Source organism: Xanthomonas sp. NCPPB 901, assembly GCF_056725085.1.
Window position 1 is genome coordinate 2,330,020 of record NZ_CM161511.1, and the last position, 21,843, is coordinate 2,351,862.

20 protein-coding genes are annotated in these 21,843 nt (G+C 69.7%); 9 read left to right on the plus strand and 11 right to left on the minus strand.

Annotated features, from left to right (window positions below):
• Positions 1-7: 7 nt before the first annotated feature.
• The 3 genes from zupT to AC1PME_RS09650 all read right to left on the minus strand — a co-directional run bounded on the left by zupT (position 8) and on the right by AC1PME_RS09650 (position 1,714).
• Positions 8-829, minus strand: a complete 822-nt coding sequence (zupT, locus tag AC1PME_RS09640) for a zinc transporter ZupT (RefSeq protein ID WP_481097966.1) — start codon at positions 827-829, stop codon at positions 8-10.
• Between the two features lie 97 nt (positions 830-926).
• The gene (locus AC1PME_RS09645; protein WP_430543955.1) at positions 927-1,367 is read right to left on the minus strand and encodes an energy transducer TonB; all 441 of its coding nucleotides are present in this window, start codon (positions 1,365-1,367) and stop codon (positions 927-929) included.
• A 5-nt stretch (positions 1,368-1,372) separates the two neighbouring features.
• The gene (locus AC1PME_RS09650) at positions 1,373-1,714 is read right to left on the minus strand and encodes a 4a-hydroxytetrahydrobiopterin dehydratase (protein ID WP_254457853.1); all 342 of its coding nucleotides are present in this window, start codon (positions 1,712-1,714) and stop codon (positions 1,373-1,375) included.
• Between the two features lie 86 nt (positions 1,715-1,800).
• Here AC1PME_RS09650 and AC1PME_RS09655 point away from each other — a divergent pair, with 86 nt between their 5' ends.
• Together AC1PME_RS09655 and AC1PME_RS09660 are read left to right on the plus strand one after the other, a co-directional pair.
• Positions 1,801-2,397 (plus strand): NfuA family Fe-S biogenesis protein, encoded by a 597-nt coding sequence (locus AC1PME_RS09655; protein ID WP_019800223.1) that lies wholly within the window; start codon positions 1,801-1,803, stop codon positions 2,395-2,397.
• A 13-nt stretch (positions 2,398-2,410) separates the two neighbouring features.
• Positions 2,411-4,138, plus strand: coding sequence for a hypothetical protein (locus AC1PME_RS09660; protein WP_481097967.1), 1,728 nt, complete (start codon positions 2,411-2,413; stop codon positions 4,136-4,138).
• A 654-nt stretch (positions 4,139-4,792) separates the two neighbouring features.
• On the opposite strand, the gene AC1PME_RS09665 is transcribed toward AC1PME_RS09660, so the two are convergent.
• Positions 4,793-5,254, minus strand: a complete 462-nt coding sequence (locus AC1PME_RS09665; RefSeq protein WP_017911097.1) for a c-type cytochrome — start codon at positions 5,252-5,254, stop codon at positions 4,793-4,795.
• Positions 5,255-5,261: 7 nt separating this feature from the next.
• Positions 5,262-5,645 carry a c-type cytochrome gene (locus AC1PME_RS09670; protein WP_481097968.1) on the minus strand — a complete coding sequence of 128 codons (384 nt, stop codon included), beginning with the start codon at positions 5,643-5,645 and terminating at the stop codon, positions 5,262-5,264.
• Positions 5,646-5,839: 194 nt separating this feature from the next.
• On the opposite strand from AC1PME_RS09670, the gene AC1PME_RS09675 reads away from it, so the two are divergent.
• Genes AC1PME_RS09675 through AC1PME_RS09685 form a run of 3 tightly spaced genes read left to right on the plus strand, consistent with a single transcriptional unit; the run spans position 5,840 to position 13,547 of the window.
• A complete protein-coding gene (locus AC1PME_RS09675) occupies positions 5,840-6,958 on the plus strand; it encodes an efflux RND transporter periplasmic adaptor subunit (RefSeq protein WP_481097969.1) in 1,119 nt (372 codons plus the stop codon).
• Positions 6,958-10,464, plus strand: a complete 3,507-nt coding sequence (locus AC1PME_RS09680) for an efflux RND transporter permease subunit (protein WP_481097970.1) — start codon at positions 6,958-6,960, stop codon at positions 10,462-10,464. Before AC1PME_RS09675 ends, AC1PME_RS09680 begins: the two co-directional genes overlap by 1 nt.
• The gene (locus AC1PME_RS09685) at positions 10,461-13,547 is read left to right on the plus strand and encodes an efflux RND transporter permease subunit (RefSeq protein ID WP_481097971.1); all 3,087 of its coding nucleotides are present in this window, start codon (positions 10,461-10,463) and stop codon (positions 13,545-13,547) included. The genes AC1PME_RS09680 and AC1PME_RS09685 overlap by 4 nt, the downstream gene beginning before the upstream one ends.
• Positions 13,548-13,687: 140 nt before the next feature.
• Here the strand turns inward: AC1PME_RS09685 and AC1PME_RS09690 are convergent, their stop codons facing one another.
• The 6 genes from AC1PME_RS09690 to ykgO all read right to left on the minus strand — a co-directional run bounded on the left by AC1PME_RS09690 (position 13,688) and on the right by ykgO (position 18,327).
• Positions 13,688-14,974, minus strand: coding sequence for a TraB/GumN family protein (locus AC1PME_RS09690; protein WP_481097972.1), 1,287 nt, complete (start codon positions 14,972-14,974; stop codon positions 13,688-13,690).
• A complete protein-coding gene (locus AC1PME_RS09695; protein WP_254457859.1) occupies positions 14,967-15,503 on the minus strand; it encodes a GNAT family N-acetyltransferase in 537 nt (178 codons plus the stop codon). The genes AC1PME_RS09690 and AC1PME_RS09695 overlap by 8 nt, the downstream gene beginning before the upstream one ends.
• Positions 15,504-15,514: 11 nt before the next feature.
• On the minus strand, positions 15,515-16,399 hold the full coding sequence (locus AC1PME_RS09700; protein WP_254457860.1) for a carbon-nitrogen hydrolase: 885 nt from the start codon (positions 16,397-16,399) through the stop codon (positions 15,515-15,517).
• Positions 16,400-16,541: 142 nt separating this feature from the next.
• Positions 16,542-17,579 (minus strand): agmatine deiminase family protein, encoded by a 1,038-nt coding sequence (locus AC1PME_RS09705; protein WP_307550200.1) that lies wholly within the window; start codon positions 17,577-17,579, stop codon positions 16,542-16,544.
• 165 nt (positions 17,580-17,744) lie between these two features.
• Positions 17,745-18,074, minus strand: coding sequence for a hypothetical protein (locus AC1PME_RS09710; RefSeq protein WP_307550202.1), 330 nt, complete (start codon positions 18,072-18,074; stop codon positions 17,745-17,747).
• A gap of 127 nt (positions 18,075-18,201) precedes the next feature.
• Positions 18,202-18,327, minus strand: coding sequence for a type B 50S ribosomal protein L36 (ykgO, locus tag AC1PME_RS09715; RefSeq protein ID WP_010342887.1), 126 nt, complete (start codon positions 18,325-18,327; stop codon positions 18,202-18,204).
• A gap of 172 nt (positions 18,328-18,499) precedes the next feature.
• On the opposite strand from ykgO, the gene cmk reads away from it, so the two are divergent.
• From cmk to AC1PME_RS09735, 4 genes are all read left to right on the plus strand, one after another.
• Positions 18,500-19,171, plus strand: coding sequence for a (d)CMP kinase (gene cmk / locus AC1PME_RS09720; RefSeq protein WP_307550204.1), 672 nt, complete (start codon positions 18,500-18,502; stop codon positions 19,169-19,171).
• 231 nt (positions 19,172-19,402) lie between these two features.
• Positions 19,403-21,082, plus strand: coding sequence for a 30S ribosomal protein S1 (gene rpsA / locus AC1PME_RS09725; protein WP_010342889.1), 1,680 nt, complete (start codon positions 19,403-19,405; stop codon positions 21,080-21,082).
• Between the two features lie 79 nt (positions 21,083-21,161).
• Positions 21,162-21,467 (plus strand): integration host factor subunit beta, encoded by a 306-nt coding sequence (locus AC1PME_RS09730; RefSeq protein ID WP_010342890.1) that lies wholly within the window; start codon positions 21,162-21,164, stop codon positions 21,465-21,467.
• 73 nt (positions 21,468-21,540) lie between these two features.
• Positions 21,541-21,843, plus strand: coding sequence for a lipopolysaccharide assembly protein LapA domain-containing protein (locus tag AC1PME_RS09735; RefSeq protein WP_254457863.1), 303 nt, complete (start codon positions 21,541-21,543; stop codon positions 21,841-21,843).

Here is a 21,843-nt window from a genome sequence, read left to right on the forward strand (position 1 = left end):
GGTGCGTTCAGACCGGTGCGGACAGGCGGAACAGCACCAGGCTGAGCGCCAGCGTGGCCATGCCCGCGACCAGGCCGTACACCGTTTCGTGCCCCTGCGCGTAGCGCTTGGCCGCCGGCAGCAATTCGTCCAGGGCGAGGAACACCATCACCCCGGCGATCAGCCCGAACACCGCGCCGAATACCGCATCGGACAGGAAGCGTGCCAGTGCGACATAGCCGATCAGCGCACCGATCGGCTCGGCCAGGCCGGACAGCAGGCTGGCGGCGAAGGCGTAGGACTTGCGCCCGGTGGCGTAATGCACCGGCACGGCGATGGCGATGCCTTCGGGGATGTTGTGCACGGCGATGGCGAACGCCAGCGGCATGCCCACCGCCGGGCTTTCCAGCGTCGCGAAGAAAGTGGCCAGGCCCTCGGGGAAGTTGTGCGCGGTGATCGCCACCGCGGTGAGTAGGCCGACGCGCTTGACGTAGGCGCGGTTGTCGTCGCGGAACAGCGGATCGCGGCTGTTGAGGCTTTCGTGCGGGTTGGGCACCAGCCGGTCGATGGTCACGATCAGCACCATGCCGGCCAGGAACGCCAGGGTGGCATAGGCCTGACCCAGGCGCGGGTCGAAGGCGTCGCTGAAGGCGGCGATCGACTTGCCGAGGATCTCGGTCAGCGACACGTACACCATCGCGCCGGCGGAGAACGCCAGGCCGAAGGCGAGCAGGCGCGGATTGGGCCCCCTGCTGAACAACACCAGCACGCTGCCCAGGCCGGTGGCCAGGCCGGCGGCCAGGGTCACGCCGAGCGCGACCAGGACATTGTGCAGCGGGATCTCCAGCATGCGCCGGCGGCTCCGAGAACGAGGCGTCGATCAAACCCGGCGCGGTGCGGGTGTCGCGTGAAGGGATGTGCCGCGCCCGCGCGGGCGCGGCGCCAACTCAGCCGGCCTTGTGCGCCTGCGCGTCCAGCGCGAAGCACCGGTCCGGGCGCGGCTGCGGCGGGTTGAAGTTGACCGGCACCTGGATGGTCCACGGCACCGCCTGGCCATTGCGGGTGGCCGGCTTGAAGGTCCAGCCGCGCACGGCCTCCTGCGCGGAGGCGTCGAGCTTGGCCTGGCCGCTGCCGGTGACCACGGCCACGTCGGTCGGCGTGCCCTGCACGCCGACCACCACCTTCAGCACCACCTTGCCGCCGATGCCGGCGCAGGCCACGTCGATCGGGTAGTCCGGCGGCGGCGTCTTCACCGCGGCGACCTCGGTCGGCGGCTGCGTCACGGTGTGTTGCTGCGATTGCTGGGATTGGCCGCAGGCGCTGAGCAGCACGGCGCTCAGGCAGGCGAGGGAGAACAGGGGGATCAGGGGGCGGGCGACAGCGGTCATGGGGGTCATTCCGGAAGGGCGGAGGCCTTGGCGGCGCAGATGAAGTCGTTCTCGCTGAGGCCGCCGACGTCGTGGGTGGAATAGCGCACCACCACGCGGTCGTAGTGCACGCCCAGGTCGGGATGGTGGTCCTCGCGGTGCGCGATCCAGGCCAGCGCGTTGACGAAGGCCAGGGTGCGGTAATAGTCGGGGAAGCGGAAGGTGCGGCTGATCGCGTTGCCGTTCTCGATCACCTCCCAGCCGGGCACCTGCGGCAGCAGTTCGGCCAGGCGCGCCTGGGTCAGTCTGTACTCGCTGCCCTTGCAGGGCGAGCAATGGGCCTGGACGAGCGGGATCAGGTCGTTCATGGGGGTCTCTGCGGCGGAACGGGCGGGGCCGGTCAAACATAACGCCTGCGATGAGCGCAGGGCGTGGAAGGGTCTAGAATACCCGCATGATCCAGATCTCAGACAACGCACAGGCCCATTTCCGCAAGTTGCTCGAACGCGAGGCCGTGCCCGGCATGGGCGTGCGCCTGAGCGCGGTCGATGCCGGCACCCCGCGCGCCGATGCGCGGCTGGAGTTCGCCGAACCGGCGGACCTGGCCGGCGACGAATGGGCGATCGACTGCGCCGGCTTCACCCTGTACGTGGCCGCCGACAGCGTCGCCTGGCTCGACGGCGCGGAAATCGACTACGTCACCCAGGGCACCGGCCAGCAGCTCACCATCAAGGCGCCCAAGATCAAGGGCGAGGCCCCGGGCGAGGCGGCCTCGCTGGTGGAGCGGGTGCGCTGGGTGGTGGAGAACGAGGTCAATCCGCAGCTGGCCCAGCACGGCGGCCGCGTGGCGGTGCAGGAAGTGTCCGCCGACGGCGTGGTGTTGCTGCGCTTCGGCGGCGGCTGCCACGGCTGCGGCATGGCCGACGTCACCTTGAAGCAGGGCATCGAGAAGACGCTGATGGGCCGCGTGCCGGGGGTGACCGCGGTGCGCGACGCCACCGACCACGACAGCGGCAGCGCTCCCTACATTCCGCGCGATTCGGCCGCCTGACGTCCCGCTGCCGGTGACGCGCGCCACCGACATCCTGGATGTGTTGTTGGCGCGCACGCCGCGCAAGCTGCTGCGCGACCGCCGCACCGGCCTGCCATACGGGTGGGCGCACTGGATCGCGGCGCAACCTGCCGTGCCGCGGCCGTTCGCGGCCCCCGAGCTGATCGCGGCGATGCCGCCGGCGCAGCCGCCTGCGACCCTGCGCCTGCCGGCGCTGCCGCTGTGGCAGGCGTTCCGCCGCCTGTGGTGGCAGCACTGGGATCCGGCGCCGTACGACCAGCGCTGGTGGCGGCGCATCGCCGTGCTGCTCAGCCTGCTGCTGCATCTGCTGTTCGCGGTGTTCCTGCTGTGGGTCGCGTTCGTGCGCTGGCTGCCGCCGCGCGCCGACGCGGATCAGGCCGGACGCGTGCAGGTGGAATTCGTCGGCCGCGGCACGCCTGCCGAGAGCGGCGGCGGTGCGCCGGCCGAGGCGACCGCCGCCGCGACGTCGCCGGCCCCGCCGCGTGCGCAGCGCGCCGTGTCCGCGCGGCCGCACCCGACGCCGCCAGCCGCTGCTGCGCCTGCGCCGCCAGCGGCCGCAGCGCCGGCACCCGTTCCGCCAGCACCCGCGCAAGCCACGGCCAGTGCGCCACCGCCGCCGGCCGAGCAGCCGCTGCAGGTGACCGAGACGCCCACGCCCACGCGCGACTTCGTGTTGCCGCCGCCGCCGAGCGTGCGCGTGCCGGTGCCGGCACCGCGCGCGATCGTGCCGCCCGACGTGCAGGTGCCGGTGCGCGAGGTCGAGGTGGTCACCGACGTGCCGACCGTGGCGCAACTGCGTCCGCGCGACATCGTGGTGCCGCGCCCGGCCGCGCCGCAGGTGCAGGTGCGCGAACGCGAGGTGCCGGCACCGCTGCCGCAGGTGCAGATTCCGGTGCCACAGCTGCGCACGCCGGCGCCCACGCCGGTGCTGCGCAGTGCCGAGGTGCCGCAGGTGCGGCAGATCGAAGTGCCGACGCCGCGCACCGATACGGCTACCGCGAGTGCGCCTGCACCGATGCCGGCCGCCGCCCCGGTCGCCAGCCCGGAGGCGGCACCGGCCACTGCGCCGACCGCGCAGCCGGCAGCCGCCGCCTCGGTCGCCGCCACCGCCAGCGCCACCGCCACCGCCAAGTCGGCGGCGCCCGTGGCCGGCACCGCGCCACCGGGCAGCCAGGCCACGGCCGCGGGCAGCGGTCCGGCGCCGGTCGCCCGCGATGGCGGCTGGGCCACGCCGCAGCGCGGCGACGACTGGGGCGCGGCCGCGCGCAACCGCCCCGGCGATGCCGGGGCCGGCGCCAGCAAGGGCAGTGGCCTGTTCAATGCCGACGGCAGCGTGCGCCTGGCCGAGGGGCGCGGCAACGAGCAGGCGCCGGCGCGCAGCGCGCCCGGTTCCGAGACCGACACCTGGACGCGCGAGCGCATCGAAAAGGCCGGCGAGTGGCTCAAGCGTCCGCCGTACGACTACACGCCGACCTCGTTCGACAAGTACTGGCTGCCGAACGCGACGCTGCTGGAAGAGTGGGTGCGGCGCGGCATCAAGTCGGTGAAGATCCCGATTCCCGGCACCGGCAGCAGCATTTCCTGCGTGATCTCGATCCTGCAGGTCGGCGGTGGCTGCAGCATCACCGACCCCAATCTCAACGAGCAGCCGGCCGGCGCGCGGCCGCCGCCGAACGTGCCTTTCAAGCGTGAGTTGCAGGAAGACAACGGCAGCCGCTGAGCGGCGGTGGCGGTGTGCCCACCTGGCACAACATGAGGGCGCCTCCAATCGCCTGCTTTCAGCACACGTGAGCCGGACGCAGCTTGCCCTGTGGGAGCGGCTTCAGAGCAGCTCTCTAATAACGCCGCAACGGCTCCTGTAGGGGCGGCTTCAGCCGCGACGGGCCTCCCCGGTAAAGCCGTCGCGGCTGAAGCCGCTCCCACAAGGCGTGCGCATCCGGCGTGCTTGTGGCGGAAGCAGGTTGTCTTTGGGCCTTCGCGATGAGGACGCGTCGCGGCGAAAGGGCACCTTCAATCACCTGCCGCGCATCGTGCTGTGTCGTAGAAGCGGCTTCAGCCGCGACGGATTTGCGGGAAAGCCCAGTCGCGGCTGAAGCCGCTCCTACGCGTGTGCCTAGACGCTCCCCGCGGCAGCATCGGCCAAGATGCTTTTCGTGTGCATCAAGAGCCGCCATGAGACGTGATGCCGGACGCATGGATAGGGCTGGAATGCGGTCGCGCAGCGAGTAAAAGCGGCGATGCGATGGCCACGCGTCGACCGTGGCGCCTCGGGGTCACGCCGTGCGCCCTTGCGTCGTTCGCGTTGGGCGCAGCGCGGTGCAGGCGACAGTGCACGTCATCCGACGCTGCGCCTGACCCTTCAGGCCTCGCCCGCTCAGTTCACACCGTGCAAATCGCGCAACTGGCTGCTGCGCGAGCCGAAGTAGGCGGCCAGGTCGGCGATGTCCTGGTCGCTCAGTTGCGCCGCCTGCGGGCTCATCAGCGGATGCGTGCGTGTACCGCCGCGGTAGGCCTGCAGCGCATGCGCGAGATAGTCGCCGTACTGGCCGCCGAGCTTGGGATAGGTCGGGTCGATCGGCGCGTTGCCGTCGGCGCCGTGGCAGTCGATGCAGCTCTGCCCGGTGGCTTTGCCCTTGGCGTGGGCCAGTTTGTCGCCGGCGTCGATGCGCCCGCCGGGCAGGCCGGCGGAGGAGCCGGACCCGTGCTCGCCGCTGGCGTGGCCCGGGTCGCCGGCGGATTTACTGGTGGATTCCACCTGCGATTGCGAACAGGCCCCCAGGCACAGGGCGGCAAGCAGGACGAGGGCGGGACGCAAGGCGTGCGCGGCGTTCGGCATGGGAGGCCTACTTGAGGGTGGACAGGAAAGCGGCGATGTCGGCGATCTCCTGGTCGGAGAAGCTTTCCGCCTGGGCCTGCATGGTCGGATGCTTGCGCTTGCCGAGCCGGTATTCGGTCAGCGCCTGGGTCAGGTACTGCGCCGATTGCCCACCGATCTTGGGGATGCGGTAGCTGGGATAGGCGTTCTTGTAGCCGGTGACGCCGTGGCAGCCCTGGCAGGTGTAGGTGAGCACCCGGCCGTTGGCGGCGTTGCCCTGAATGGGGGCGGGTGCCGCGGTAGCGGCGGCGGGAGCGGCGGGTGCCGGCGCGGTCTGCGCCATGGCCGGGGCGGCCCCAACAGAAACGAGTACGGCCAGAGCAAAACAAGCGGCTAGCGGCTGCGTGCGCATGGTTTCGTGGTCCGGAGGACGGATTGGGGTTCCGGCGTGGGGGAACACGGAACGGCCCGAGTATAGCCTCACCTTCCGCGGCTCCGAAACTGGCCGCGGCGGGCGACCCGTGACCTTTGGGGCATTCGACAGGATGCCAATTGGTGATCTACTTATCTACAACACCATTTACGCCATCCACCGGGGACACGACGATGACGCGACCGCTCTCGCGCCGCACCGCCAGCTGCGCTGCCGCGCTGCTGGTCACCACCACGCTGCTGCTCGGCGCCTGCAAGCCGGCCGCCGAGGCGCAGGCCAAGGCCGCCGACGGCGACAAGGCGCCGGAGGCGGTGCCGGTGGAAGTGGCCGCGGCCAGCCGCCGTGCGGTGGCGGCCAGCTACAGCGGCACCGCGGCGCTGGAGGCGCGCGCCGAATCGCAGGTGGTGGCCAAGACCGCCGGCGTGGCCCTGGCGGTGCTGGCCGAGGAAGGCCAGCAGGTCCGCGCCGGGCAGCCGCTGGTGCGGCTGGATCCGGACCGCGCGCGGCTGGCGCTGGCGCAGAGCGAGGCGCAGTTGCGCAAGCTGGAGAACAACTACCGGCGCTCGCAGCAACTGGTCGGCCAGCAACTGGTCAGCGCCGCCGACGTCGACCAGATCAAGTACGACCTGGCCAACGTGCGTGCGCAACACCAACTGGCCGCGCTGGAGCTGTCCTACGCCACGGTGACGGCGCCGATCTCCGGGGTGATCGCCTCGCGCTCGATCAAGACCGGCAACTTCGTGCAGATCAACACGCCGATCTTCCGCATCGTCGACGACTCGCGCCTGGAAGCCACGCTCAACGTGCCCGAGCGCGAACTGGCCACGCTCAAGGCCGGGCAGCCGGTGACGCTGCTGGCCGATGCGCTGCCGGGCAAGCAGTTCCGCGGCCGGGTCGACCGCATCGCGCCGGTGGTGGATGCCGGCAGCGGCACCTTCCGCGTGGTCTGCGCCTTCGACGAGGGCGCGCAGGCGTTGCAGCCGGGCATGTTCGGCCGCATCCGCATCGATTACGACCAGCGCACCGATGCGCTGGTGGTGCCGCGGCTGGCGCTGCTCGACGACGGCGAGCCGGCGGTGTTCCGCGTGGTCGCCGGCAAGGTTGCGCGGGTGCCGGTCACGCTGGGCTATGCCGAAGGCCCGTGGGTGGAGATCCGCCAGGGCCTGCAGGCCGGCGACCAGGTGGTCACCGCCGGCAAGGTCGCGCTGCGCGACGGCAGCCGCGTGCAGGTGATCGCGCCGCAGCGTGTAGTGGCCGACGCCGCGCCGGCCAGCGCCGACGGAGCGCGCTGATGCACGGCGCCGGTTCCGACGCGCACGCACCGCCTGCGCCTGCCGGTGCGCACGGCGGCGGCCTGGTCGAATTCGCCACCCGCCGCCGCGTGACCATCGCGATGATCACGCTGACCATGGTGCTGTTCGGCACGATCGCGTTGCACGGGCTCAAGGTCAATCTGCTGCCGGACCTGAGCTATCCGACTCTGACCGTGCGCACCGAGTACGCCGGTGCCGCACCGTCGGAGATCGAGACGCTGGTGACCGAGCCGGTGGAGGAAGCGGTCGGCGTGGTCAAGAACCTGCGCAAGCTCAAGTCGGTGTCGCGCACCGGGCAGAGCGATGTGGTGCTGGAGTTCGCCTGGGGCACCAACATGGACCAGGCCAGCCTGGAGGTGCGCGACAAGATGGAAGCGCTGTCGCTGCCGCTGGAGGCCAAGGCGCCGGTGCTGCTGCGCTTCAATCCCTCCACCCAGCCGATCATGCGCCTGGTGCTGTCGAGCAAGACCGCCGCGCACAGCGACGCCGAGGCGGTGCGCGCGCTGACCCAGTTGCGCCGCTATGCCGACGAGGACCTGAAGAAGAAGCTGGAGCCGGTGCCGGGCGTGGCCGCGGTCAAGGTCGGCGGCGGCCTGGAGGACGAGATCCAGGTCGACATCGACCAGCAGCGGCTGGCGCAGCTCAACATGCCGATCGACACGGTGATCGCGCGGCTCAAGGACGAGAACGTCAATCTCTCCGGCGGTCGCCTGGAGCAGGGCACGCAGCGCTACCTGGTGCGCACGGTCAATCAGTTCGCCGACCTGGACGAGATCCGCAACCTGTTGCTCACGACGCAGGGCGCCGGCGGCAACGCGGCCGACGCCGCCTTGCAGCAGATGTACGCGATCGCGGCCTCTACCGGCTCGGAAGCAGCGCTGGCGGCGGCGTCGGCGGCGCAGAGCGCGACGTCCAGCAATACCACCACAGTCGCCGGCGGCATGCCGATCCGGCTCAAGGACGTGGCGCAGGTGCGGCAGGGCTACAAGGAACGCGAGGCGATCATCCGCCTGGGCGGCAAGGAGGCGGTGGAACTGGCCATCTACAAGGAAGGCGACGCCAACACCGTGGCCACCGCCGCGGCGCTGCGCCAGCGCCTGGAGCAATTGAAGGCGCAGATTCCGGCCGACGCCGAGCTGACCACGCTGGAAGACCAGTCGCGCTTCATCGAGCACGCCATCGGCGACGTCAAGAAGGATGCGGTGATCGGCGGCGTGCTGGCGATCCTGATCATCTTCCTGTTCCTGCGCGACGGCTGGAGCACCTTCGTGATCGGCCTGTCGCTGCCGGTGTCGATCGTGACCACGTTCTTCTTCATGGGCCAGCTCGGGCTGAGCCTCAACGTGATGTCGCTGGGTGGGCTGGCGCTGGCCACCGGCCTGGTGGTGGACGATTCGATCGTGGTGCTGGAAAGCATCGCCAAGGCGCGCGAGCGCGGGCTGAGCGTGCTCGATGCGGCGATCGTCGGCACCCGCGAGGTGGGCATGGCGGTGGTCGCCTCGACCCTGACCACGATCGCGGTGTTCCTGCCGCTGGTGTTCGTGGAGGGCGTGGCCGGGCAACTGTTCCGCGACCAGGCGTTGACCGTGGCGATCGCCATCGCGATCTCGCTGGTGGTGTCGATGACCCTGATCCCGATGCTCAGCTCGCTCAAGGGGCGTGCGCCGCTGGCGTTCCCTGCGGAGCCGGCGGCGCCGCGCTGGCGGCCGCAGCGCGGCTGGCTGAAGCCGCTGGCCTGGAGCCGGCACGGTGCCGGCGCGGCGGCACGCGGCGTGTTCTTCGGCGTCGCCTGGTTGTGCGTGCGGCTGTGGCGCGGCGCGGTGGCGGTGGTCGCGCCGGTGATGCGCAAGGCCAGCGACCTGGCGATGGCGCCGTATGCGCTGGCCGAGCGCGGCTACCTGCGGCTGCTGCCCGGCGCGCTGGCGCGTCCGGGTTGGGTGCTGGGGCTGGCTGCGCTCGCCTTCGCCGCGACCCTGGCGGTGGCGCCGCTGCTGGGCGCCGACCTGATCCCGCAGCTGGCGCAGGACCGCTTCGAGATGACCGTGAAGCTGCCGGCCGGCACGCCGCTGCGGCAGACCGATGCACTGGTGCGCGAACTGCAGCAGGTGCACGGCAAGGATGCTGGTGTGCAGGCGCTGTACGGGGTCAGCGGCAGCGGCACCCGGCTCGACGCCAATCCCACCGAGAGCGGCGAGAACATCGGCAAATTGACCATCGCCATGGCCGGTGGCGGCAGTGCGCAGTTCGAGGCGCAGCAGAGCGAGCGCATGCGCGCGACGATGCGCAACCATCCGGGCGTGCAGGTCGGTTTCAGCCGGCCCGAGCTGTTCAGTTTCTCCACCCCGCTGGAAATCGAACTGCGTGGCCAGGACCTGCCGACCATCCAGCACGCCGGGCAGAAGCTGGCGGCGCTGCTGCGTGGCAACGGCCACTTCGCCGACGTCAAATCCACGGTGGAGGAAGGCTTCCCGGAAATCCAGATCCGCTTCGACCAGGAGCGCGCCGGCGCGCTGGGGCTGACCACGCGGCAGATCGCCGACGTGGTGGTGAAGAAGGTGCGCGGCGACGTCGCCACCCGCTACAGCTTCCGCGACCGCAAGATCGACGTGCTGGTGCGCGCGCAGCAGAGCGACCGCGCCAGCGTCGACAGCATCCGCCGGCTGATCGTCAATCCCGGCAGCAGCCGGCCGGTGACCCTGGACGCAGTCGCCGATGTGGTCGCCACCACCGGCCCCAGCGAGATCCACCGCGCCGACCAGATCCGCGTGGCGATCGTCTCGGCCAACCTGCGCGACATCGACCTGGGCGGCGCGGTGCGCGAGGTGGGCGAGATGGTGGCGCGCGATCCGCTCGGCGCCGGCGTCGGCATGCACATCGGCGGGCAGGGCGAGGAACTGGCGCAGTCGGCGCGCTCGCTGCTGTTCGCGTTCGGCCTGGCGGTGTTCCTGGTGTACCTGGTGATGGCCTCGCAGTTCGAATCGCTGCTGCATCCGTTCGTCATCCTGTTCACCATTCCGCTGGCCCTGGTCGGCGCGGTGCTGGCGCTGCTGCTGACCGGCAAGCCGGTGTCGGTGGTGGTGTTCATCGGCCTGATCCTGCTGGTGGGCCTGGTGACCAAGAACGCGATCATCCTGATCGACAAGGTCAACCAGTTGCGCGAGGACGGCGTGGCCAAGCGCGCGGCGCTGATCGAAGGCGCACGCTCGCGGCTGCGGCCGATCGTGATGACCACGCTGTGCACGCTGTTCGGCTTCCTGCCGCTGGCGGTGGCCAGCGGCGAGGGCGCCGAGGTGCGCGCGCCGATGGCGATCACCGTGATCGGCGGGCTGCTGGTGTCCACGCTGCTGACCCTGCTGGTGATCCCCGTGGTCTACGACCGCCTGGATCGCCGCAGCGACGCGTACTACGCCGAGCGCGGGCGGCGCGCGCGGCAACGCGAGCAGGGCGAGCGGCGCCTGCAGAACGGCGAGGGCGCACCGGCATGAGCGTCGCCGAGTTCAGCATCCGCCGTCCGGTCACCACCATCATGTGCTTCGTATCGCTGGTGGTGGTCGGGCTGATCGCCGCCTTCCGGCTGCCGCTGGAGGCCTTGCCGGACATCTCCGCGCCGTTCCTGTTCGTGCAGCTGCCGTACACCGGCTCGACCCCGGACGAGGTCGAGCGCAACCTGGTGCGGCCGACCGAGGAGGCGCTGGCGACGATGACCGGGATCAAGCGCATGCGCTCGACCGCCACCGCCGACGGCGCCAACATCTTCATCGAGTTCTCCGACTGGGACCGCGACATCGCCATCGCCGCCTCCGACGCGCGCGAACGCATCGATGCGATCCGCGCCGATCTGCCGGTGGACCTGCGGCGCTACAACGTGTTCAAGTGGTCCAGCAGCGACCAGCCGGTGCTGAAGGTGCGCCTGGCCGGCGCGGCCGACCTGACCGGCGCGTACGACATGCTCGACCGCGAGTTCAAGCGTCGCCTGGAACGCATTCCCGGGGTGGCCAAGGTGTCGGTGTCCGGGGCGCCGCCGAACGAGGTCGAGATCGCCATCGCCCCGGACCGACTCAGTGCGCACAACCTCAGCCTCAATGCGCTGAGCGAGCGCCTGGGCAAGCTCAACTTCTCGCTGTCGGCCGGGCAGATCGACGACAACGGCCAGCGCCTGCGGGTGCAGCCGGTCGGCGAACTGCGCGACCTGCAGGAGTTGCGCGACCTGGTCATCGACGCCAAGGGCCTGCGCCTGGGCGACATCGCCGACGTGCGCCTGAAACCGACCCGGATGAGCTACGGCCGGCGCCTGGACGGGCGCCCGGCGGTGGGCCTGGACGTGTTCAAGGAGCGCAGCGCCAACCTGGTCGAGGTCTCGCGCGCGGTGCTGGCCGAGGTCGAACAGATCCGCAAGCAGCCGGCGCTGAGCGACGTGCAGATCAAGGTCATCGACAACCAGGGCAAGGCGGTGACCGCGTCGCTGGCGGAACTGGCCGAAGCCGGCGCGGTGGGCCTGCTGCTGTCGGTGACGGTGCTGTTCTTCTTCCTGCGCCACTGGCCGTCGACGCTGATGGTGACCCTGGCGATCCCGATCTGCTTCGCCATCACCCTGGGCTTCATGTACTTCGCCGGGGTCACCCTCAACATCCTGACCATGATGGGCCTGCTGCTGGCGGTCGGCATGCTGGTGGACAACGCGGTGGTGGTGGTGGAGAGCATCTACCAGGAGCGCGAGCGCATGCCCGACCAGCCGCAGCGCGCCTCCATCGTCGGCACCCGCAACGTCGCCATCGCACTGTCGGCCGGTACCCTGTGCCATTGCATCGTGTTCTTGCCGAACCTGTTCGGCGAGACCAACAACATCAGCATCTTCATGTCGCAGATCGCCATCACCATCTCGGTGTCGCTGCTGGCGTCGTGGCTGGTGGCGGTGAGCCTGATCCCGATGCTGTCGGCGCGCATGCGCACCCCGGCGCTGGTGCATGCCCCGCACGGGCTGATCCCGCGCCTGCAGCGCCGCTACGCGCGGGTGCTGGCCTGGTCGCTGGCGCATCGCGGCTGGAGCGTCAGCGCGATCGTGCTGATCAGCGCGCTGAGCGTGATCCCGATGATGCAGACCAAGCAGGACATGTTCGGCGGCGACGGCGGCGAGCAGGTCTTCATCGGCTACCAGTGGAAGGGCGCCTACACGCGCGAGCAGATGGCCGAGGAAGTGACCCGGCTGGAACGCTTCATCGACGCGCGGCGCGCGCAGTACCACGTGACCCAGGTGTATTCCTGGTTCAGCGAGGAGGAGGGCAGCAGCACCACCCTGACCGTGGACCTGAAGCAGGTCCGCGACCTGCCGGCGCTGATGGAACGCATCCGCAAGGACCTGCCGCGCTCGGCGCTGGTGGATTTCCACGTCGGCAACAGCAACGACGGCGATGGCGGCAACGGCGGCGGGCAGACCGTGCAGGTGCAACTGGTCGGCGATTCCACCGAGGCGCTGCGCGCACTCGCCGACGACGTGGTGCCGCTGCTGGCACGGCGCAAGGAATTGCGCGACGTGCGCGTGGACAGCGGCGACCGCAGCACCGAGCTGGCGGTGCGGGTGGACCGCGAGCGCGCCGCCGCGTTCGGCTTCAGCGCCGAACAGGTGGCCAGCTTCGTCGGCCTGGCGCTGCGCGGGGCGTCGCTGCGCGAGTTCCGCCAGGGCGACAACGAGGTGCCGGTGTGGGTGCGCTTCGCCGGCGCCGAGCAGACCTCCCCCGAGGACCTGGACAGCTTCAACGTGCGTACCCAGGACGGGCGCAGCGTGCCGTTGCTGAGCCTGGTCGATGTGCGTCCGCGCGCGGCCGCGACCCAGATCGCCCGGACCAACCGCCAGACCACGTTGACCATCACCGCCAACCTCGGCGCCAAGGTCACCGCGCCGGAAGCCAAGCAGGCGATCGAGGACACGCTCAAGACGGTCGACTTCCCGGTCGGCTACCGCTACAGCTTCGATGGCGTGGAAGGCCAGGACGACGACCGGGCCAGCCGGCAGATGCTGTTCAACCTGCTGATCGCGCTGGTGATGATCTACGTGGTGATGGCCGCGATGTTCGAATCGCTGCTGTTTCCTGTGGCGATCATGAGCGGTGTGCTGTTCTCGGTGTTCGGCGTGTTCTGGCTGTTCTGGATCACCGGCACCAGCTTCGGGATCATGGCCTTCATCGGCATCCTGGTGCTGATGGGCGTGGTGGTGAACAACGGCATCGTGATGATCGAACACATCAACAACCTGCGCCGGCGCGGCCTGGGCCGCACCGAGGCGCTGATCGAGGGCTCGCGCGAGCGCCTGCGGCCGATCATGATGACCATGGGCACGGCGATCCTGGCGATGGTGCCGATCTCGCTGACCACCACGCAGATGTTCGGCGACGGCCCGGCCTACTACCCGATGGCGCGCGCCATCGCCGGCGGCCTGGCGTTCTCGACCGTGGTCAGCCTGCTGTTCCTGCCGACCATCTACGCGATCCTGGACGATCTCAGCAATGGCGCGGCGAGCTTAGTGCGGCGCGCGCGTGGGCAGCGCGCCGCGGCAGCGCATCCGGCGTCCTGATGCGTGGGCGGCGTGCCCGCTCGAAAACCAACCGTGGGAGGGGCTTCAGCCCCGACGCCGTACCGTTGAAGCGTCGGGGCTGAAGCCCCTCCCACAAGGGCAAAACGTGCGCGGCGACGTCGGCCGCCGCGCGGGATTCCTCAACCCGCCAGCTTGCCGAAGATGCGGAAGCCGGCCAGCCACACGCCGAGCATGCTGCCCAGGTTGGTCAGCAGGAAGGTCAGCACCACCCGCGAGACGCGGTTGCGGTACCAGCCGCGCAGGTTCTGCGCGTCGTCGCGCAGCGCCAGGAAGTCGCCGTAGGCCGGCTTGCGCATGTGCACTTCGACCAGGGCGCTGAACGCGCCGGCCGGCACGCCGGGGCGGAACGGCTTCAGCGGTGCGGCGATGGCGCCGGCGATCACGCTCAGCGGATGGCCGCCGGCCAGGATGCAGCCCAGCCCGGCCAGGCCGCCGGTGAACAGCACCCACTGCAGCAGCAGGTCGGTGCCCAACGCGAAGCCGCCGTGCCAGTAGCCCCAGGCCACGCCGCCCAGCACCAGTGCGGTCAGGGTCAGGGTGATCCACGGCACCTTCTTCTTGGTCGGCACGTCTTCCAGCGCCTTGCGCAGCGTCGCCGGATCGTCCTGGTCGCCCTGCAGGTGCCGCGCCAGGCCGGCCAGGTGGCCGGCACCGACCACCGCCAGCACCTCGCGCACGCCGGCGCTGCCGTCCAGCGGCTCGGCGGCGCCAGGCAGCGCCAGCGCGCGCTGCTGCGCCTGTTCCTCGCGCAGGCGCGTGGCCATATAGCGGTCGCGCTCGGCGATGATGGTCTCGTACAGCGCCGGGCTTTCGCTGGCGAAGTCGCCGAAGCTGGCTTCGAGCATGTCGCCCTGCTTGAGCTTCTCGATCTCCGCCTCGCCGACCTCGTCGGAGGCGAACAGGCCGCCGAGCAGGCTGCTGGCCAGTTTCAGCTTGCCGAAGAAGCCGAGCCGGCTGGAGGCGCGCTTGAAGGTCAGGCCGACCTCGCGGTCGACCAGGTACACCGGCAGTTGCCGTTCGCGCGCCAGCAGCACCGCGCGCTTGAGCTCGGCGCCGGGCTCGATGCCCAGTTGCTCGGCCAGGCGTCGCTGGTAGGCGGCCAGCGCCAGGTTGGCGGCGAACAGGGCCACGCGGCCCTTGCGGATCACCTGCACCAGGTCCAGCTTGGTCAGCGCGTCGGGATCGGTCAGCGCCTGCAGGCGTTGCGGGTCCAGTTCCACCGCCACCGCGTCGAAGCGGCCGCTGCCGATCGCCCGTTCCACCGCAGCGACGCTGGCCAGGGAGACGTGCGCGGTGCCGAGCAGGGTATAGCGGACACCGTCGCGTTCGACGATGCGGTAGGGCTGGCCGTCGAACAGCGCGTCGTCGCCGTCGGCCTGGGAAATTGCGTTCATTCCATCACTCATCGGAGGGCGCCTCGTCGGCGCCGGGGCCCAGTGGGCGTTGCATCTGCAGGGTATCCAGCCAGCGTCCGTGCTTGCGGCCGAGTCCGCGGAACACGCCGACCGGCGCGAAGCCGAAACGCTGGTGCAGGCGGACCGAGGCGTGATTGCCCGGCTCGCCGATCACCGCGATCATCTGCCGGAAGCCGCGCGCCTCGCAGGCGGCGATCAGCGCCTGCAACAGCGCCGAGCCGACGCCGCGGCCGTGCAGCGCGGGAGCAACGTAGACGGTGTCCTCCACGGTCCAGCGATACGCGGCGCGCGGCCGGTAGCTGCTGGCGTAGGCATAGCCGGCCAGGCGCCCGTCGGCGGTGCAGGCGACCAGGTACGGATAGCCGCGCGTGGTCACGTCCTGCATGCGCCGCAGCATCTCGGCCTGGTCCGGCGCCACGTCCTCGTAGGTGTTGACGTGGCGGCGCACCTCGTCGGCGTACAGCGCGGTGATCGCGGGAACGTCGGCGGCCTCGGCCGCACGCAGCTGCAGGTCGTCCAAGGCGGGGCGGCTCAGTCGATGTAGCGCTTCAGCAGGTCGCCGTAGGCGTCGATGCGGCGGTCGCGCAGGAACGGCCAGATCCGCCGCACGTGCTCGCTGCGCTGCAGGTCCACGTCGCAGACCAGCACGGTCGGCTCGCTGCCGGCCTCGGCGATGAACTCGCCCTGCGGGCCGAGCACGTGGCTGTTGCCCCAGAACTGGATGCCCGCCGCGCCCAGCGGCGACGGCTCGTGGCCGACCCGGTTGCAACTGAGCACCGGCACGCCGTTGGCCACGGCATGGCCGCGGTGGCTGAGGATCCAGGCATCGCGCTGGCGTTCCTGCTCGGCCTGTTCGTCGTTGGGGTCCCAGCCGATCGCGGTGGGATACAGCAGCAGTTCGGCGCCGGCCAGCGCCATCAGCCGCGCCGCTTCCGGGTACCACTGGTCCCAGCACACCAGCACGCCGAGGCGGCCGACCGAGGTCTGGATCGGGGTGAAGCCCAGGTCGCCCGGGGTGAAGTAGAACTTCTCGTAGAAGCCCGGATCGTCCGGGATGTGCATCTTGCGGTACTTGCCCAGCAGGCTGCCGTCCTTCTCGAACACCACCGCGGTGTTGTGGTATAGGCCGGCGGCGCGGCGCTCGAACAGCGAGCCGACCAGGACCACGCCATGGCGCTTGGCCAGCGCGCCCAGGCGCTCGGTGCTGGGGCCGGGAATCGGTTCGGCCAGGTCGAATTCGTCCACCGACTCGTGCTGGCAGAAGTACGCGCCGTTGTGCAGTTCCTGCAGCAGCACCAACTGCGCGCCCTGCGCGGCGGCCTCGGCCACACGCGATTCGATCGCTGCCAGGTTCGCCGCGGCGTCGCCGTGGTTGCGCTCCTGGATCAGCGCGACGGAAAGAGTGTTTCGGCTCATTACGGAATCAAGGTTCGCGGTAAACCGGCATGGTAGCGCGGATGGCCGCGCGGCAGGTTCCGGGGAGATGAATCCCGCGCCGCGCATGGCGGCGGCAGGGTGTGGTCGGCGCTGCGCCAGTGGGCGGCGGCGGCGCGGCGGCTCAGTCCGCCAGCAGGCCGGCCGGCAACTGCATGGTGATGCAGTGCAGGCTGCCGTTCTGCCAGATCAGCGCGCGGCACGGGATCGGGACGATCTCGTGCTGCGGGAAGGCCTGCGCCATCACCGCCTGCGCCTGCGCATCGGCCGGGTCGCCGTAGGCCGGCATCAGCACCGCGCCGTTGACGATCAGGAAATTCGCGTAGGACGCGGCCAGGCGCCGGCCCTGGTCGATCACCGGCTGCGCCCACGGCAGCGGGAACAGGCGATAGGGCGCGCCGTCGGCGGTACGCAGCGCGGCCAGCTCCGCGCCCATCGCCTGCAGCTCCGCGTAGTGCGAATCGCCGGCGTCGTCGCAGGCCTGGTAGACGATCGCGTCGGCGCTGGCGAAGCGGGCGAGGGTGTCGATGTGCGCGTCGGTGTCGTCGCCTTCCAGGTAGCCGTGATCCAGCCACAGCACGCGCTGCTGGGCCAGCCACTCGGCCAGGTCATGGCTGAGCGATTCGCGGCTGCGCTGCGGGTGCCGCTCGTGCAGGCACTGCCAGGTGGTCAGCAGGGTGCCGGCGCCATCGCAGTCGATGGCGCCGCCTTCCAGGGCGAAATCGATGCGGCGCACGTCGCTGTCGGCGAACAGGCCCTGCTCGGCCAGCACGCTCACCAGCTGGTCGTCGCGGCTGGCCTGGAACTTGCCACCCCAGCCGGTGAAGCGGAAATCCAGCAACTGGAAGCCGCCGCCTGCGCGCGCCAGGGTGATCGGCCCGGAATCGCGCAGCCAGGTGTCGTCGTAGTCGGCCTCGACGAAACGCACCCGCTGCATGTCCACCCGCGCCGAGCGCAGCCGCGCCTCGGCATAGGTCTGCAGGTCGGCATCGGCCACGCAGATCAGCACCCGCTGGAAGCGCACGATCGCCGCGACCAGGGCGATGTAGGTCTCCTCGACCTCGGCCAGGCGCTCGGCCCAGTCGGTGCCGGCATGCGGCCAGGCGATCAGGATGGCGGACTGGGGTTCCCATTCCGCGGGAAGGCGAAGGCGATCAGACATTGCGACGACTACTCAGGTTGTGCCCGGCATCGCGCCAGGGCGTGGCATTCATATCCCGGCACCGGCAGATGCAGGGGCTTTGTGCGGGACCACGGCCGGGCGACCGCGACACGGCCGCGCCGGAGCGTCCGGCAGGGGCGCCCGCCAGCGGGCGCGGGACCGGCGTCAGCGGATCGCCGGCTTCGGGCCGATCTCGTTGGAATCGGCCTTGTTGGCGACCACGTCCACCACCTTCTGCTTCTCGAAGTACACGGTGAAGGCGGGATAGACCCAGCGGTTGATGGTCGGCCACTGCCGCTTCTGGCCGCCGCGCGGCTCCAGCCTCTGCTGCGGGGCGCCGTAGCGCGCCTGCACCTGGGCCATGCTCAGGCCGCGCGTCGGCAGCGCCGCGGCGGGTTCCTCCTTGACCCGATCGACCAGCAAGGTCTCGGCGTGGGCGCCGCCGGCCAGGCCCAACACGGCCAGCAGCGGCAGGATGGACAGACGATGCTTCATCAGGTGGACTCCCCAGAGGACGAACGCCGATTACAGCAAACTTCGGCAACAAAAAACCGCCCGAAGGCGGCTTTCGTCGACGACCGGCCACCGCTGCGCGCGGTGCGGCAGGGCAGGCCGGGTCGGATCAGCGCTGACGCGCCTTGAAACGGGGGTTGGACTTGCAGATCACGAAGACCTTGCCGCGGCGGCGGACCACCTTGCAGTCGCGGTGACGGGCCTTCGCCGACTTCAGGGAGGACAGGACTTTCATGGCACACCTCGGCGTAAACTTGTGGATTCGAAGGAGGGCGGCACGGCCGAAACCATGTCGCGGGATCAGTAAGCCGGCGATTGTAGCCTGGTTTTCTTCATGGTTTCAACTGCTTGCGCCAGCCGGGCCGGCGTCGGCGCTACAATGCGCCGCCCCCGTCCCGAGGAACCGCATGAACGAGCCCGCTCCCGTCCTGACCATCGATGGCCCTTCCGGGGCCGGCAAGGGCACCGTCAGCCGCATCGTCGCCGCCCGCCTGGGCTGGCATTACCTGGATTCGGGGGCGCTGTACCGGGCGGTCGGGGTTGCGGCCAGCTGGGCCAACCTGGACATTTCCGACGCCGCCGCCCTGGTGCGCTGCACCTTCGATACCCGAGTGGACTTCGACGAGGTCGCCGGCGGCGGCCTGCGGGTCCGGATCAATGGCGCCGACGCCACCGACGAGCTGCGCCTGGAGACCACCGGCGCGGTGGCCTCGGCGATCGCCGCCATTCCCGAGGTGCGCGCCGCGCTCAAGCAGCGCCAGCGGGCCTTCCGCACCCCGCCGGGGCTGGTCGCCGACGGTCGCGACATGGGCACGGTGATTTTCCCGGACGCCCCGTACAAGGTATTCCTGACCGCCAGCGCCGAGGAACGCGCCCAGCGCCGGCATAAGCAGTTGAAGGAAAAAGGGGTTTCCGTTATATTCGACGACCTGCTGCGCGAGATCATGGCCCGCGACGCACGCGATGCCCAACGCGCGGTGGCGCCGCTGAGGCCGGCAGACGATGCCGTCCTCCTCGATACCACCGGGATGGACATCGACCAGGTGGTGGGCCGCGTCCTGCAGTTGCTGCCGATCTGAGCGGCGCGCAGGGGCAGGGCAGCAGGGTGGCCTCGTCATGGCGGCCGCCGGTTTCTCGCAACATCCGCAACACCCATGTTCCAGCAATGTGTCAAAGGCTCCGCCGCGCAATTCCGCGCTGCGGTTTTTCCATTCCACACCCGGCCGCTGTTCGGGCCGACTAACCAGGTGGGCAGTCGCTGTTTTCCAGAAGAAAACGTCCTGTCCGTGTGTCCACTAGAGTAATTTCAAATGACCGAATCTTTTGCCGAACTGTTCGAAGCCAGCCAAGCCAACCTGGCCAAGCTGAAGCCCGGCGCCATCGTCACCGGTACCGTCGTGGAAGTCCGCGGCGACGTGGTGGTGATCAACGCCGGCCTGAAGTCCGAAGGCATCGTGCCGATCGAGCAGTTCCGTAACGACGCTGGCGAGATCGACGTCGCCGAAGGCGACCTGGTCAAGGTCGCGCTCGACTCGCTCGAGAACGGCTTCGGCGAGACCGTGCTGTCGCGCGAGAAGGCCAAGCGCGCCATGGTGTGGGACGAGCTGGAAGAAGCGTTGGAGAAGAACGAGACCATCACCGGCCGCATCAGCGGCAAGGTCAAGGGTGGTTTCACCGTGGACATCAAGGATGTCCGCGCGTTCCTGCCCGGTTCGCTGGTGGATGTGCGCCCGGTGCGCGACCCGGCCTACCTGGAAGGCAAGGAACTGGAGTTCAAGCTGATCAAGCTGGACCGCAAGCGCAACAACGTGGTGGTCTCGCGTCGTGCCGTGGTCGAGAGCGAGCACTCGGAAGAGCGCGAGCAGCTGATGGACAAGCTGCAGGAAGGCGCGATCCTGAAGGGCGTGGTCAAGAACCTGACCGACTACGGCGCGTTCGTGGACCTGGGCGGCATCGACGGCCTGCTGCACATCACCGACATGGCCTGGAAGCGCGTGCGCCATCCGTCCGAAGTGGTCAACGTCGGCGACGAGCTGGACGTGCGCGTGCTGAAGTTCGATCGCGAGCGTAACCGCGTCAGCCTCGGCCTGAAGCAGCTGGGCGAGGATCCGTGGGACAACATCGCCCGTCGCTACCCGGCCAACAGCCGCGTGTTCGGCAAGGTCTCCAACGTCACCGACTACGGCGCGTTCGTCGAGATCGAGCCGGGCGTGGAAGGCCTGGTGCACGTGTCCGAGATGGACTGGACCAACAAGAACGTCAACCCGTCCAAGGTCGTGCAGGTCGGCGACGAAGTCGAAGTGATGGTGCTGGACGTGGACGAAGAGCGTCGCCGCATCTCGCTGGGCATGAAGCAGGTCGCCGCCAATCCGTGGGAGACCTTCGCCGCCACCCACAAGAAGAACGACAAGGTGTCCGGCCAGATCAAGTCGATCACCGACTTCGGCATCTTCATCGGCCTGGACGGCGGCATCGACGGCCTGGTGCACCTGTCGGACATCAGCTGGAACACCACCGGCGAAGACATCGTGCGCAACTTCAAGAAGGGCGACACGCTGGAAGCCGTGGTGCTGGCGGTGGACCCGGAGCGCGAGCGCATCAGCCTGGGCGTCAAGCAGCTGGAGCAGGATCCGTTCGGCCAGTACATGGCCGCCAACCCGAAGGGCTCGAAGGTCGAGGGCGTGGTGCGTGAAGTGGACGCCAAGGGCGCCACGATCGACCTGGCCGACGGCATCGAAGGCTACGTTGCCGCGCGCGACATCGCCAACGAGCGCGTCGACGACGCCAGCCAGCACCTGAAGGTCGGCGACAAGATCGAAGCCAAGTTCGTGGGCATGGACCGCAAGGGCCGCACCCTGCAGCTGTCGATCAAGGCCAAGGACGATGCCGAAATGCGCGAAGTGCTGGAGGAATACCAGTCCGCGTCGGGCGGCACCACCCAGCTGGGTGCGCTGCTGCGCGCGCAGCTGAACGGCAACAAGTCCGAGTAATCCGCCACACGCAGCGTTTCTGGCACGGCCCGGTTTCCCGGGCCGTGCCAGGTTGCGGCCCCCACTGCACGAATCCGTAATGACCAAATCCGAGCTGATCGAAATCCTGGCGCGCAAGCAGGCGCATCTGAAGTCGGACGACGTCGATCTGGCGGTGAAGTCGTTGTTGGAAATGATGGGCGGCGCCCTGTCCGGCGGCGATCGCATCGAGATCCGCGGCTTCGGCAGCTTTTCCCTGCATTACCGGCCGCCACGCCTGGGACGCAATCCCAAGACCGGCGAGTCCGTCGCGCTTCCCGGCAAGCACGTGCCGCATTTCAAGCCCGGCAAGGAGCTGCGCGAGCGCGTCAGCGGCGTCGTCCCGGTCGAATCCGATACGCCCTGAGCCCGGCGTCCGGCGCTTGCCGGAATCCACGCCTGTTCGGCTAATCTAGTGTCTCCCGACGCTGGAGTTGCTCATGAAGATTGCACGACTGCTGATTTTGCTGGTGTTGCTGTTGGCCGGCCTGGTCATCGGGTCGCTCAATTCGCAGCCGATCCAGATCAACTTCGTGTTCTCCAGCATCGCCACCACCTCCGGCATCGCCATCATCGTCTCGCTGTTCGCCGGCGTGCTGATCGGCGCCTCGCTGGTCCTGGCGGCCCTGGTGATTCCCCTGTATGCCAAGCTGCGTCGCGCCAACAAGGCCGCGAACGCCGCTGCGCCGGCCGCTGCGCCGGTCTCTCCCCATGCTGCCCACCAGCCCTTGGACGGACGCTGA